This window comes from Weizmannia sp. CD-2023 (assembly GCF_036225245.1).
Lineage (GTDB): Bacteria > Bacillota > Bacilli > Bacillales > Bacillaceae_C > Weizmannia > Weizmannia faecalis.
On record NZ_JARTJQ010000096.1, the window covers coordinates 51,717 to 65,942 of the forward strand.

14 protein-coding genes and 1 pseudogene are annotated in these 14,226 nt (G+C 49.3%); 1 reads left to right on the forward strand and 14 read right to left on the reverse strand.

The window, feature by feature from the left end; translation table 11 throughout:
- Positions 1-8: 8 nt before the first annotated feature.
- The 11 genes and pseudogenes from P9687_RS14395 to P9687_RS14445 form a co-directional block, all read right to left on the reverse strand.
- Positions 9-785, reverse strand: coding sequence for an enoyl-CoA hydratase/isomerase family protein (locus P9687_RS14395; protein WP_035187979.1), 777 nt, complete (start codon positions 783-785; stop codon positions 9-11).
- Positions 778-1,083, reverse strand: coding sequence for an EthD family reductase (locus tag P9687_RS14400; protein ID WP_035187976.1), 306 nt, complete (start codon positions 1,081-1,083; stop codon positions 778-780). Before P9687_RS14400 ends, P9687_RS14395 begins: the two co-directional genes overlap by 8 nt.
- A gap of 15 nt (positions 1,084-1,098) precedes the next feature.
- Positions 1,099-1,578 (reverse strand): 1,2-phenylacetyl-CoA epoxidase subunit PaaD, encoded by a 480-nt coding sequence (gene paaD, locus P9687_RS14405; protein WP_035187973.1) that lies wholly within the window; start codon positions 1,576-1,578, stop codon positions 1,099-1,101.
- Positions 1,579-1,609: 31 nt separating this feature from the next.
- The gene (gene paaC, locus P9687_RS14410; protein WP_035187970.1) at positions 1,610-2,401 is read right to left on the reverse strand and encodes a 1,2-phenylacetyl-CoA epoxidase subunit PaaC; all 792 of its coding nucleotides are present in this window, start codon (positions 2,399-2,401) and stop codon (positions 1,610-1,612) included.
- A 10-nt stretch (positions 2,402-2,411) separates the two neighbouring features.
- Entirely contained in the window at positions 2,412-2,726 is a 315-nt protein-coding gene (gene paaB / locus P9687_RS14415) for a 1,2-phenylacetyl-CoA epoxidase subunit PaaB (protein ID WP_026683255.1), read from the reverse strand.
- Positions 2,727-2,755: 29 nt separating this feature from the next.
- Positions 2,756-3,682 (reverse strand): 1,2-phenylacetyl-CoA epoxidase subunit PaaA, encoded by a 927-nt coding sequence (paaA, locus tag P9687_RS14420; protein ID WP_328221013.1) that lies wholly within the window; start codon positions 3,680-3,682, stop codon positions 2,756-2,758.
- 80 nt (positions 3,683-3,762) lie between these two features.
- Positions 3,763-5,088 (reverse strand): phenylacetate--CoA ligase family protein, encoded by a 1,326-nt coding sequence (locus P9687_RS14425; protein WP_035187965.1) that lies wholly within the window; start codon positions 5,086-5,088, stop codon positions 3,763-3,765.
- Between the two features lie 69 nt (positions 5,089-5,157).
- Positions 5,158-5,394, reverse strand: coding sequence for an indolepyruvate ferredoxin oxidoreductase subunit alpha (locus P9687_RS14430; protein WP_026683252.1), 237 nt, complete (start codon positions 5,392-5,394; stop codon positions 5,158-5,160).
- A gap of 15 nt (positions 5,395-5,409) precedes the next feature.
- Positions 5,410-5,670 (reverse strand): annotated as a pseudogene (locus tag P9687_RS14435) (FAD-dependent oxidoreductase); the annotation flags it as partial.
- A gap of 110 nt (positions 5,671-5,780) precedes the next feature.
- Positions 5,781-8,339: a vitamin B12-dependent ribonucleotide reductase gene (locus P9687_RS14440; protein ID WP_061565230.1), complete on the reverse strand. Its 2,559-nt coding sequence runs from the start codon at positions 8,337-8,339 to the stop codon at positions 5,781-5,783.
- Positions 8,340-8,684: 345 nt separating this feature from the next.
- On the reverse strand, positions 8,685-9,521 hold the full coding sequence (locus tag P9687_RS14445) for a lipoate--protein ligase family protein (protein ID WP_017550530.1): 837 nt from the start codon (positions 9,519-9,521) through the stop codon (positions 8,685-8,687).
- Positions 9,522-9,767: 246 nt separating this feature from the next.
- On the opposite strand from P9687_RS14445, the gene P9687_RS14450 reads away from it, so the two are divergent.
- The gene (locus P9687_RS14450; RefSeq protein ID WP_014098035.1) at positions 9,768-10,154 is read left to right on the forward strand and encodes a rhodanese-like domain-containing protein; all 387 of its coding nucleotides are present in this window, start codon (positions 9,768-9,770) and stop codon (positions 10,152-10,154) included.
- A gap of 34 nt (positions 10,155-10,188) precedes the next feature.
- Here the strand turns inward: P9687_RS14450 and gcvPB are convergent, their stop codons facing one another.
- The 3 genes from gcvPB to gcvT are packed head-to-tail and all read right to left on the reverse strand — an operon-like array spanning position 10,189 to position 14,109.
- Complete coding sequence (gcvPB, locus tag P9687_RS14455; RefSeq protein WP_014098034.1) at positions 10,189-11,649, reverse strand: aminomethyl-transferring glycine dehydrogenase subunit GcvPB; 1,461 nt, start codon at positions 11,647-11,649, stop codon at positions 10,189-10,191.
- Positions 11,639-12,991, reverse strand: a complete 1,353-nt coding sequence (gene gcvPA / locus P9687_RS14460) for an aminomethyl-transferring glycine dehydrogenase subunit GcvPA (RefSeq protein WP_026104522.1) — start codon at positions 12,989-12,991, stop codon at positions 11,639-11,641. The genes gcvPB and gcvPA overlap by 11 nt, the downstream gene beginning before the upstream one ends.
- The gene (gene gcvT / locus P9687_RS14465) at positions 12,988-14,109 is read right to left on the reverse strand and encodes a glycine cleavage system aminomethyltransferase GcvT (RefSeq protein WP_017550532.1); all 1,122 of its coding nucleotides are present in this window, start codon (positions 14,107-14,109) and stop codon (positions 12,988-12,990) included. Before gcvT ends, gcvPA begins: the two co-directional genes overlap by 4 nt.
- Positions 14,110-14,226 lie beyond the last annotated feature (117 nt).

A 14,226-nucleotide genomic window follows, 5' to 3' on the forward strand; every position in this document is an offset into this window, starting at 1 on the left:
CCCCCTCCTTATCTGCCCCGGAAATTGGCAGGCCGCTTCTCGGCGAATGCCTGCATGCCTTCTTTTTGGTCATCGGATGCAAAAAGAAGATAAAAATTCTTTCTTTCATATTGCATGGCGTCATAGACGGACAAATCCTGCGCTCTGATGACGGTATCTTTGATGAGCCGGATGGAAAGGGCCGGCATGTTCGCTATTCTTTTCGCGAACGAGAGCGCTTCTTCATACAGAGCTTCAACAGGAACAACCCGTGTAACCAGGCCGTATGCACAGGCCTGCCTCGCGCTCATGTGCTTCCCTGTCCAAAGCCATTCCAACGACTGCCATTTGCCCAATTGTTTTGCGAGTTTGACCGTGCCCCCTGCGCCGGGCATCACTCCGATTTTGACTTCCGGAAAACCGAATGTTGCATTTTCAGCAACAAATACGATATCCGTACTCAATACGAGTTCAAAGCCGCCGCCAAGCGCATATCCCTGAACAGCCGAAATAATGGGCTTTTTGATCAAGGCAATTTGGTCCCAGACCGCAAACTGGTTATACAGTTCCAATGAAACCGGGTTGTCTTCCTTCATTTCTTCTATATCTGCCCCCGCAGCAAAAGATGGCCCGTTTCCTGTTATCAAAATGGCCTTCACTTCCGGCTTGTGATCCAGTTCAGCAAGGGCATGCACTATTTCGCTAACCATCGGGCGGGAAAGGGCGTTTAAAACATCCGGGCGATTGAGTGCGATCCTTCCAACACCGTCTTCTATCCATTGTTCAATATACGCATGCTCAGCCATTGACTTCCTCACCAATCATCATCGTCACAAGATCACCGGCAAAGGACATCAAATCTCTGGCAGAGGCTTTCGACTCTTCTGTTTTCATTGCTTTTTTTAATGCGTCCATGTCGTCGTAGTACATTTCGCATAACAAATAATACGGGCTTTCCCCCGTTGGTGCGCCCACGATTTTTGTCACTTCCATTTTGCGCAGGCCCGGGATTTTTTTGGTTACCGGCGTATGCACATTTTGATAATGGTCATCGAAAGCTTCCTTGTTTTCTGGCTGATTATATAAAGCGATTAATTTTACCATGCATTCCCCACTCCTTTATAAAGTCGCGACCGGTTTCATCGCTTCAAATGGATTTTTGCAATTTTTGCAGTATAGAATGCTCCTGCATGCGGACGGGCCGAATATATTTTCCATCGTGACATAGGTTGACCCGCAGTAGGGGCAGTCGATTTCCCACGGATCTCCCCGTTTATGGTGGGCAGGCGGCGGTGCAATCCCAAATTGTTTTAACTTTTCCCGCGTTTGTGGGGCTATTCTTTCTGTCGTCCACGGAGGCGTTTTCAAAAAAACAACTTGGACAAGAAACTCAGGATTGAGCTTTCTTACAGCGTTTTTCACTTCTTTTTCAATGAGAGGAAGCGCCGGGCATCCGCTGAATGTTGGAAGCAGCTTGACAACAATGGTGTTGCCGTTTATCCCGGCATCTTCAAACATGCCGAGCTCGACAATATTGATAGCCGGCATTTCCGGGTCTTTTACTTGTTCGAGCGCCTGCCGTATTTTTTCTTTCCACATCGCTCATGCCTCCTTTTTCCGGCAAGGATGCTTACCAATAGGCCGCTTGTTGGTCAGATATATATACTTCCTGCAAGATCGACAACGCTTCTTTCAGGTCTTCCGTATGTTCGCCACTCCTGCCGTCCCCGTGCAACATTTGCGGCTTTCCTGCTTGCTGGAATCCGACCTGACGGAAAATGGCTGTCACCTCATCTAGCCAGGACGCTTCCAGTTTTGCTTCGGAATCAATAAGTCCGCAACCCGCCATGTCATTTCCGAACGGTCCCAAAGTAATGACGCCGAAAAACTCATTCCATACCCGGCGGATGGCGTTTTCCATCCTCATTCTTGCTTCTTTCGTGCTCGACATTAATTGGTTGAACCATGTTTTCCAATGGAGAAGATGGTAATATTGCTCCGTCAGTATTTTTCCGGCTGTTTGCGCAAGCGGTTCGTAGCTGGACCGGCTGAGTGACTCAAGACGGATTTGGTTGAAGACGGCATAAAACAAATGGCGAACGACCGTAAACGCCCAGTCATAGTTTGGCTTGTGCAAATAAGTCCCTGTCCCGTTTGCCATTTCCAAAAGAACGGCATTCCTAAATTCCCCGGGTTTTCGCAAATGGGAAAGATCATCCATTTTTCCTTCCCCTAATTCTTCCAGCAACTGGTAGTACATTTTTGCATGGCCCATCGTATCCTGGTTAATGGAAGAAAATGCGACATCCTCTTCAATATGGGGTGCCAGACCGAGCCATTCTGATCCCCTGTATGCATGAATCAGGTTGTCATCGGCCAGCAAATACAAAAGTTCCTTTAAGGCTTTCTGCTCTAACTCCATTCCCGTCACCTCATATCTGCTCTGTCTTGATCCCCTCATCGAGCTTTCTCCATTTGGAAGGCAAATCGGCATAGCCTTTTGTTTCCCTGTAGGCTTTGTCAAGCGGGCGGAAAGCTTCCCTTTCTTCCTGCCGCATCATGCGGATGTCGGAACGCTTCACGACCCATAATTGTTCGACAGGTTCTCTTCTGAAAAAGTTTTCTTTTGCCAGAATAAAGGCCATTTCCCGGTTTGGCGCAAGCAAACTGAAGCGGTGTTCAAGCGGCAGTCCATCCTTCTTTCTGCTGAATACCTCGTATTCTTCGTAAAACGTATGATTCGGCATATGAACCCTCTCCTGAATAAAAATCGATTTTATCCCGGCAGCAAAGCGGGAGATGCTGTATAAGCGCTGAGTGCGTCCCTTACCCATTGGCTGTCCATGTACGATTCTCTTCTGAGGGAAAGCCGTTCATCTGTTTTCGGCCCATTCCCTTTTATAATCTGTTTAAACGCTTCCCAATCCGGTTCTTTGTAGGCCCATTGCTGTGTATCCTCTTCGAAATGCAGGGTGTCATCCGGGATGGTGAGCCCCATTTTTTTGATTTTCGGCACGTATTTCGTTAAAAATTCCTGGCGTAGTTCTTCATTTGTTTTTGTCCGGAGTTTATATTTGATATTGATATCCACACTTGACCTCCCTGTTTCTTTTGCCGATTTCGGCCCGAAAAAAGCGAGGAGCGGTTCCCACCAGCGCGTTAAAGCCTCTTGCAGCATTTGCTTTTGTGCTTTTGTGCCCGTGGCCAGTGCAAGGCAAAGGCTTTCCCCGTGTTTTGCATGGAACGACTCTTCCTGGCATATTCTTTTAAGCGCTCTTCCATACGGGCCGTAAGACGTTTTTAACATCATCGTCTGGGTTAAAATCGCCGCCCCGTCCACAAGCCACGCGATAATCGCTGCATCTGCCCATGTCGGGGACGGCATATGGAACACATTATGGAATTTCAACCGTTTGGCAAAAAGGTCGTTGAACAGGTCATCGCGCGTTTTTCCGAGCGGTTTGATTAAATCTTCGACTACGCGCAATAACAGCTGTCCGTGACCCATTTCATCCTGGACTTTCGCCATGATGGCCAGTTTTCTGTGCAGCGTCGGCGCTTTTGGCACCCACTCTTTTTCAGGAAAAGCTCCCATTATTTCGCTGATCCCGTGCATCGAAATCAGCCGGATCAGCTGGTGTCGGTATTCATCCGGCATCCAATCATCGGCCTCAATTTTTTCATCGTTTTCGATCCGATGCATAAAATGCTCGTATTTTTCTTCTTCACTTAATTTTGAAAACGCTTTCTCCCTAAACAATCTTAAAGCACCCCTTTTCCCTGTTAAATGGGCATAGAAGCAGATTTCCTTATAATCCGGATGGCTTTGCCCTCGGAACGCGGAATGGCCATCGGCGGTACGAGGTTGACATCCATATGCACGAAACATTTGCTTTTGATCTGGCGGGAAATCTCGTTCTTGAGTTGCCGTGCATACTCATGTTGCAAATCTTCGCCGATTGACCTGAAAACGGGCTCCCGGATTTCAACATGGAGCAAAACTTTATCCAGCGCACCATCATTTGCGATTTCAAGCTGATAGTGCGGTACAAGTTCCTTTATGTCCAGAAGGGCGCTTTCAATTTCCGACGGGAAAACATTCACGCCCCGGATGATGAGCATGTCATCAATCCGCCCTTTTATTCTTGAGATTCTGAGCGTTGTTCTGCCGCAGCGGCATTTTTCCCGGTTGATGGACGCGATGTCGCCGGTGCGGTAACGGATAACCGGCAAAGCTTCTTTGGTCAGGCTCGTAAACACCAATTCCCCATCCCGGCCATCCGGCACAGGCTCCAACGTTTCAGGATCAATTACTTCCACGTAAAAATGATCTTCCGGCACATGCAGGCCGTCCTGCGCTTCCTTGCACTCCACGGCGACACCCGGCCCCATCACTTCGCTCAAGCCGTATATATCCATTGCTTTGATATCCAATCTTTCTTCAAGTGTCTTCCGCAATTCATTTGACCATGGCTCAGCGCCGAAAATCCCGTATTTCAGGCTTGTTTTTCGCGGATCCAGCCCCATTTTTTCCATTTTGTCCGCAATATTTAAAACATAAGACGGGGTGCCGCAAATGACGGTTGGTTTTAAATCTTCAATCAATGTAATCTGCCTTTCTGTATTCCCACCGGAAACCGGCACAGTCGCCATTCCTAATTTTTCCGATCCCCCGTGCAGGCCCAGCCCTCCGGTAAACAGGCCGTAACCATAGGCATTATGCAAAACGCCGCCCGGTTTTCCGCCACAGGCAGCAATGGCCCGTGCGACAATGTCAGCCCAGTTGTCGATATCCTTTTTTGTGTAGGCAACGACTGTCGGTTTTCCGCTTGTGCCGCTCGAAGCATGGAGACGAACAATCCGATCCATCGACGCTGCAAAAAGGCCGTACGGATAATGGTCACGCAAATCTTTTTTTACGGTAAACGGCAATTTGCGGATATCGCTAAGCGTATGGATATCATCCGGTGCAAGACGGCGCTCCTTTAATTTAGCGCGGTAAAAGGGAACCTTTTCATATACTGCATTCACCGTTTGCTTTAATCTCTCCAATTGCAGCCATTCCAGTTCCTCTCTGTTGAGCGTTTCCATTTGTTCATTAAAAATCATGATTTCCCACCCCTTTGTTCGTTCAAAACCAAAACCGGTTTCCTTTCGATTCACTTGTGGGCTGATCACTTATGATGCATAAAATTGGGCATTGGCAGCGATATACTGTTGTTCGGATTCTGGGACATCTTCTTCGGCAAAAATGGCTCCCACCGGGCAGACGGCGGCACATGCGGCACAGTCAATACAAATATCCGGATCGATATAATACATATTCGTTCCTTCATGGATGGCATCTACAGGGCAGACTTCCACGCATTCTGCAGATTTTTCATGTCTGCAAGGCGATGTGATCACAAACGCCATTTTTTCACCCCCTTGTTAAACCTTCACCTTTTCAAACAGGCTGGTGCTGTGCTGCGGCTGCTTGCGGGCGGCCGGATCGAGATAAACTTTTGCGCTTGCAATGGCTGTCGCTGCTTCTCCAAATCCCGTGGCGATCAGCTTTACCTTGCCGTCAAACGTTGTTACATCGCCCGCCGCAAATATGCCTTCGATGTTTGTCCGCATCGCCGAATCTACGACAATCGCATTCTTATCAAAATTCAATCCAATCTTTTTCATCACGTTTTTGCTGTCAATATTCGAATTAAAATTTTTTAACCATTTTTCCGATTATTCTTTTAACCGGTGTTTTGTAAGCAGAAAAAAACGGAGCATCGCTTTGCTCCGTTTTTTCTCAACTATTCCGTTTACAAGCCGCATTTTAATTGCGCGCCGCAGTTATCGCATGTATTGCAGCCGCCGATTTCCTTCACTTTCCCTTTCCGGCAGATCGGGCAGGTATCGCCGATTTCGTTGCCGTATGTGACGTTTGTTGACCGGATATCCGGGATTGTATCAACCAGGACGACATGCTGTTTCGCATGTTTCACTTCCGCTTTTTCCTGTTTTTCTTCCTGCGGTTCTTCTGCTTTCAATGTCAGGACTTGCGAATCCCGGCTGCCGTCCACATAAACGGTTCCGCCTTTCGCGCCGCCCTTATACAGGCGTTCGTACACTTTTTCCACCTGTTCAACCGTGTAACCGCGCGGGGCGTTGACCGTTTTCGAAATCGAGCTGTCCACCCAGCGCTGGATGACGCATTGGACATCGGCATGGGCTTCCGGTGCAAGATCCATCGCGGTTACAAACCAGTTCGGCAGATGGTCTTTGTCCGCTTCAGGATGCTGATCCAGATATTCCTGGACGATGTCCGCATTGACCTCGATAAATTTGCCGAGGCGCCCGCTGCGGAAATAGGAAAAGGAAAAATACGGCTCAAGCCCGGTGGAAACGCCAACCATGGTGCCGGTGGATCCGGTTGGTGCAACGGTCAGCAAATGGGAGTTCCGGATGCCGTGTTTTAAAATTGCCTTGCGGATGTCTTCCGGCATGTTTTTCATATAACCGGTTTCCGTGAATGCACGGCGCAGGCGGTTTGTCTCTTCTTCGGTTTCCCCCGTTAAAAATGGGAAGCTCCCTTTTTCTTTTGCGATCTCAATGGATGCGCGGTATGCTTCGGTCGCGATTGTTTCAAACACTTTGTCGACAAGTTTGTTGCCTTCTTCGGATCCGTATTCTTTTTCCATATAAATGAGAAGGTCGGCTAAGCCCATAACGCCAAGGCCGACACGCCGTTCCCCGAGCGCCTGTTTTTTGTTTTCTTTCAGGAAGTACGGGGTCGCGTCAATGACATTGTCCTGCATGCGGACGCCGGTATGGACGGTTTGTTTCAATTGGTCCCAGCGCACTTCTTTCGTTTCTTTGTCGACCATTTTTGCAAGATTGACCGCTGCGAGGTTGCAGACGGAATAGGGCGCGAGCGGTTGCTCTCCGCAAGGATTCGTTGCGACGACTTTCTGACCGTATGCTTTTGCGTTTGTCATGTCGTTGGCGTTGTCGATAAAGAAGACGCCCGGTTCCGCCGAGTAAGTCGCGCAGATGTTAATCAAATTCCAAAGTTCTTTTGCTTTGATTTTGCGGTAGACGCGCACTTTGCGGCCGAGTTTTTCCCATTCGCGCACATCGCCGATTTTATGCCATTCTTCATTATATATGCGCATTTCTTCTTCGCTGTAATTTTCCACATCCGGAAATTTCAGTTCGAATTCCGCGTCTTGTTCAACTGCTTCCATAAATTCTTTTGTGAGGCAGACGGAAATATTGGCGCCGGTTAAAAATTCCGGATTATGGACGGTGTAATGCCCGCCTGTTGCCAGTTTTTCTTCCGCCTCTTTCATGACTTCGTCCGTAAAGCCGCCCTGTCCCGGAATATGTTTGTAGTTCACAATCCCATGGTACATTTGCCTTTCCATTTCGGAAAGCGGCGTGAATTTCAATTTGTCGTGGGCTAGCTTGCGGATCCACTCATCGTTCGTATTTTCGATCAGGAAACGCAAAATCCGCGGATTCTGCATTTTCGAAATGATAAATTCGACAATGTCCGGATGCCAGACAGCCAGCATGATCATTTGTGCTCCCCTGCGACTGCCGCCCTGTTCGACCAGGTGCGTGAGTTTGGCGATGTCATCGAGCCATGAGACAGAGCCGCTTGATTTGCCGTTGACGCCCCTTGCCAGCGTATTGCGCGGGCGCAGCGTCGAACCGTTTGTCCCAACCCCGCCGCCGCGGCTCATAATTTCCATCACTTGTTTGCGGTGTTCGGAAATGCCTTCCCGCGAATCCGGTACAAACGGCATCACATAACAATTAAAATAAGTAACTTCCGTTTCCGACCCTGCGCCGTAGAGGACGCGGCCTGCCGGGATGAAGTTTAAGTTTACCAGTTCATTGTAAAACTTCCCAAACCATTCTTTCCGTTTCTCTTCTGTTTTTTCCACTGCCGCTAAGCCGGTTGCATTCCGTTTTGCGATTTGTTCGTAGTAGACTTCAAGCGGCTTCTCAATGATATCAAGCGGCCTTTTGATGACCCCTGTTTCTCTTTCATCCGGGTTTTCCAGGGCCTGGCGGTAATCTTCTTCAATTAAGACTTCCGCTTCATTTTTTTCCCAGTCGATTTCTTTGATGACGCCGAGCCCCCTGGCCGGAAATTTCGGGTCTTCTTTAATCGTGAGGACAACAAAATCGCCCTTGCCCAATGTGACTTTTTCCGTGTCTTTAAACGCGTATCTGTCAATCATGACAAGCCTTGAAACGCCTTTGTACGTGATGTTCATATCCGGTGTAATCGGATGGACCTGCGGAAATAAGCGGATATCTTCGTTCAGCTTCTCCACATCCCATAATTTTTCTGTCGAAGCAACAGACATAACGACAACTCCTTCTCTATTTCTCCATGCAAATTCTCTGGTGGTTCTGCCTCCTTTAAAATAGCACACCGCAGGCAAAAATCGCAAGCAAAAACACTAGATATTGTATTGACATTTTGTTTTTATATACCATATATTGTAGTTAGGTCAAACCTCTTTCTTTTTGTCAAATAAAAAAAAGAATAAGACATGCTGAAAATGCGAGAAATCCCCCGAAAAAGCAGGCAAATCCGAGCATAACGAAAAAATTTGCCGCTTGCATCAAAAAAGCAGCCATAAAAAGCGCGGCACAAAAGGAAATAGCGAAAAAGCATGCCTCTGGCCGCTAAAAAAACAAATGTTCATTTATCTCTTAAAATTCCATTCATCCGACCTGTACCGCCTGTCTGCCAGTTCTTCCACATACGCCTGTTGCGCCGGCGTCAAGGTGTACGGTTCCAGCCGGATGCCGAGCCCTTCTTCAAACCCCTTATGGAAAGCCTCTTTTGCCTCCTCGTATGTGACGGGAACGTTGCGCAGCTCATTGATTGCAACCGCCTTTTTCTTAAAACTCCGCTGCATCCTTTCTCTCACTCTGTCATTCGGATATTTAAACAGGCTGAACAGCTTGTCCTCATCCATATCGAGCAAAATCGAGCCGTGCTGCAAAATGACGCCTTTCTGCCGCGTCTGTGCGCTGCCGGCGACTTTTCGCCCTTCCACGACCAGTTCGTACCAGCTCGGCGTATCAAAACAAACCGAAGAATGCGGAGACCTTAGTGCCTCCCGTTCTGCTTCCGTTCGCGGCACTGCAAAATACGCCTCCAGGCCGAGCGCACGAAATCCCCTGACAAGCCCCTCTGAAATGACACGGTAGGCTTCCGTGACCGTTTTCGGCATATCCGGATGCGCTTCCGACACGATCACGCTGTAGGTCAGCTCGTGCTCGTGCAAAACAGCCCTTCCCCCTGTCGGTCGCCGGACAAAACCGAGCCCGTATCGTTTTACCGCTTCGAGATCGATTTCCTGTTTTGCCCGCTGGAAATACCCGATTGAAAGGGTGGCCGGATCCCAGCCGTAAAAGCGGATGGCTGGCGGGATCTCCCCTTTGCTGTGCCAGTCAAGCAGGGCCTCATCCAGCGCCATGTTAAAAAACGGCGGACAGTGGCCTGAATCTACAAACAACCAGGTTTCTTTTCCCATATGTACCCCTCTTCTTTAAAATATCACTTTACCAGTTTACCAAAAAACGACGAAAAACGGCAAAGCCCCGCTCAAGTTTGTGCCGATTTTTCCGCTGGTGCTTAAAACAGAACGGTTACGGGCTTTTCAGACGGAAAAAACGGAAAAAATAGCGGTGACATGTTTCTTAAAAAAAGATTTTGATTCAGAAGCGCAACACGAATATAATAGTAGATAGCGCATCAGGTAAGAAAGGGGGCACGAAAGATGTCACAATCGTGGTACACACTCATCATTGTTATTGTTGCGGTAGTAGCATATACTCTCGCCAGATACTACCGGCAGAAAAAAATCCTGAAAAGCTTGACGGAAGAAGAATTCAAGGCGGGTTACCGCAAAGCGCAGCTCATTGATGTGCGCGAACCGAATGAATTTGCAAACGGACATATTTTAGGCGCACGCAATATTCCGCTGTCTCAGCTGAAAATGAGATTAAAAGAGATCCGGACCGATAAACCGGTTTATTTATATTGCCAGAACGGGACGCGCACCGGGCGCGCCGCTGAAATGCTTTATAAAAACGGCTGCCGCGACCTTTACCAGTTGAAAGGCGGCTTTAAAAACTGGACAGGCAAAATCAAATCAGGGAAATAAAAAATGCCGCGGCAATGCTGCGGCATTTTTCTTTTTATTTTTTCACATAACGCAAAACCGGTTTTCGTGCCGCCCGCGTTTCATCCAGGCGTTTGACAATGGTTGTATGCGGGGCTTCCTGGACGATTTCCGGATTTTCCTCCGCTTCTTTTGCGATTTGGATCATCGCGTCAATAAAGGCATCCAGCGTTTCCTTCGACTCTGTTTCCGTCGGCTCAATCATCATGCACTCTTCCACATTGAGCGGGAAATACACAGTTGGCGGATGGAAGCCGAAATCAAGCAGCCGCTTGGCAATATCAAACGTCCGCACCCCGAGTTTTTTCTGGCGCCTGCCGCTTAACACAAATTCATGTTTACAATGGCGGTCATACGGCAGGTCGTAATACGGCGCCAGTTTCCTCATCATATAATTGGCATTGATCACCGCATTCTCGGTCACTTCCCGCAAGCCATCCGGCCCCATTGAACGGATATACGTATAGGCCCGGACATTGATGCCGAAATTGCCGTAAAACGGCTTTACCCTGCCGATCGATTGCGGCCGGTCTTCATCCAGCACATAGCGGTCGCCTTTTTTCGCAACAACCGGCACCGGCAAAAACGGGATCAGCTCTTTTTTGACGCCGACCGGACCCGAACCCGGGCCACCGCCGCCGTGGGGGCCTGTGAACGTTTTATGAAGATTCAGGTGGACAACATCGAATCCCATATCGCCCGGGCGCGCCTTCGCAAGCACGGCATTCAAGTTGGCACCGTCATAATACAGTTTGCCGCCCGCGTCATGGATGATCTCCGCCATTTCAAGGATATGCGCTTCAAACAGCCCGAGCGTATTCGGATTGGTAAGCATGAGCGCCGCGGTATCTTCCCCGGCAATTTTTCTTAAGTCGTCGAGATCGACAAGCCCTTCTTCATTCGACTTCACAGTGACCGTTTCGAAGCCGGCAACGGACGCGGAAGCCGGGTTGGTGCCGTGGGCGGAGTCGGGAATGATCACTTTTGTCCGCTTTGTATCCCCGTTTGCTTCATGGAAAGCACGGATCAGCATCAGCCCGGTCCATTCCCCGTGGGCGCCGGCAGCAGGCTGCAAGGTCACCTCATCCATGCCGGTAATCTCTTTTAAATGTTCCTGCAAGTCATACATCAGCCCGAGCGCCCCCTGGACGGTGCTTTCATCTTGAAGCGGGTGGATATGGGCAAATCCCGGAAAGCGCGCAACCGTTTCATTGATTTTCGGATTGTATTTCATCGTGCAGGATCCGAGCGGGTAAAAGCCGGAATCGACGCCGTGGTTGTTTTCTGACAGCTTTGTGTAGTGCCGCATTAAATCCAGTTCCGACACTTCCGGCAGTTCCGCATCCTGTTTGCGGACGTATTCAGGCGGAAAAATGTCAAAAGCGTCCACTTCCGGCACGTCCATTTCCGGCAAGCTGTACGCGATCCGGCCCGATTTGGACCGTTCAAAAATGAGCGGCATTCCTTCATTCGCCATCACACACGACCCCCATTTCTTCAGCCAATTGGTCAATTTCTTCTTTTGACCGCAATTCCGTCACGGCAATGAGCATGCAACCGGCAAATTCCGGGTAATCCTTGCTCACATCATAACCGCCGATGATTTTTTTCTGCAATAAATGTTCATTTACTTCTTGAACACTTTTTGGCAATTTCACGGGAAACTCATTGAAAAAAGGAGACGAAAACGGAATTTCAAACCCTTTTTCCGCCAATTTCTTTTTTGCGTACTGTGCTTTTGCCATATTGGCCAGTGCCATTTCTTTTACGCCTTTTTTGCCGAGGGCGCTCATGGCCACCGATGCGGCAAGGGCATTGAGCGCCTGGTTAGAGCAAATATTGGACGTCGCTTTATTGCGGCGGATATGCTGTTCGCGCGCCTGGAGCGTAAGCACATACCCCCTTTTCCCGTTCTCGTCGACCGTTTCGCCGACGAGCCGGCCCGGCATTTTCCGCATTAGTTTTGACGTTGTAGCGAAGTAGCCGCAATGCGGGCCGCCGAATGCAGTTGGAATGCCGAAAACCTGGCAATCGCCGGTTGTAATATCGGCGCCGAAATCCCCCGGCGGCGCAAGCACCCCAAGGGCAAGCAGATTGGCGGATACAACAAACAAAGCTTTTTCGGCATGGGCCAGTTCGCCGATTTCTTTTAACCGTTCAAGCGAACCGAAAAAGTTCGGGTACTGGACGATGACAGCAGCTGTCCCGCCGTCTATTTGTTTTTTAGCTGCTTCCAGATCGGTGCAGCCGTCTGCGAGCGGTATTTCTTCCACGGTGATGCCTTTTCCCTTGGCATAAGTATGTAAAACGGCCCGGTACTCCGGATGGACAGCTTTTGAAATCAATATTTTCTTCCTCTTCGTCTGCCCGGCCGCAAGCATGGCCGCTTCAGCCATGGACGTGCCGCCGTCATACATCGAGGAATTGGCCACATCCATGCCGGTCAGCTCGCATATCATCGTCTGGAATTCAAAGATAGCCTGCAGTTCCCCTTGCGAGATTTCCGGCTGGTAAGGTGTATAGGCCGTATAAAATTCGGATCTTGAGATCACATGGTCCACGACCGTTGGAATATAGTGGTCGTAAACCCCCGCCCCCAAAAAAGAGGCATATTCTTTTAAATTGGCATTTTTTCCGGCAAGTTCTGACAGTTCTTTTAACAGCGCCGTTTCCGATTTTGCTTTTTTGATCCGGTAATCCCCTTTAAACCGCACTTTTTCGGGAATATCGGAAAACAGTTCCCCGACGCTTCGGACTCCGATCGCATCCAGCATCTCACGCTTATCTTCTTCCGTCATTGGCAGGTAGCGATGCATCACTTTTCCCCTCCCCCGTTTTTTGGCTTTTTATAGAACGGTGTTTGGACAACGACAGCTTTAATCTTTTTGGAACGGACGTCCACTTCTACTTCGGTGCCGGGTGCGTCCCACGGTATACGCAAAAGGGCAAGGCCGATATTTTTCTTTAAAGTCGGCGACTGTGTCCCGGTTGTCACCGTGCCAATCCGCTCATCCCCTGCATAAACGCTGTATCCGTGGCGCGGAATGCCACGGCCGATCATTTCGATACCGGCAAGGCGCCGTTTCAGACCTTCTGCTTTCTGTGCAAGGAGCGCCTGCTTCCCGATAAAATCCGCTTCTTTCTTAAGCTTTACAGCAAAACCGATGCCGGCTTCAAGCGGAGAAATGTCTTCCGTTAGCTCCTGGCCGTAAAGACAGAGCCCGGCTTCAAAGCGGAGCGTATCCCTTGCTCCGAGCCCGCACGGCAAAACGCCTTTTTCCCGGCCCTTCGCCAATATCTCATCCCATAGCTTCAGTGCATCTTCACTGCGGCAGTAAATTTCAAAGCCGTCTTCACCCGTGTAACCGGTTCTCGAAAGCAATACTTTACAACCGGCAGCCTTTGCGTTTTCAATAAATGAAAACGTTGGAATGGCAAAAACATCCGCTTCTGGCGCAAGTTTCTGCATCACTTCCGTAGCAAGCGGCCCCTGGAGCGCGAGCTGGGCAACCGATGCGCTGATGTCCGTTATGGAAACATCCTCCGTCCGGTGTGAAACAAGCCACTTGTAATCTTTTTCCGTATTGGCGGCATTCACCACGAGCCAATACCGGTTTTCGCCCAATTGGTAAACCAGCAAATCATCGACTGTGCCGCCGGCTTCATTGCACATGGCGGTATATTGGGCAGCACCCGGCTTCAATTTGGACACATCGTTCGTCATCATTTTTTGAAGAAAGCCAAGGCTTTGAGGCCCCTCCACCAGGATTTCGCCCATATGCGAAACATCAAACAGGCCTGCCCGCGTACGGACGGCTTCGTGTTCGGCTTTAATGCCCGAAAATTGCACCGGCAGTTCCCAGCCGCCGAAATCGGTCGTTTTTGCGCCGTATTTCCGGTATACATCATATAATGGCGTCCGTTTTAATTCCGGCATTCGTACCCCTCCATTTTGTTTTTTATCCGGACGTGGATCCGGGGGCAAAAAAACAGGGAATATTCCGCCTGCTTCACGAAATATTCCCTGTCCTTGCACCTGAAAGTTTACCGAAAA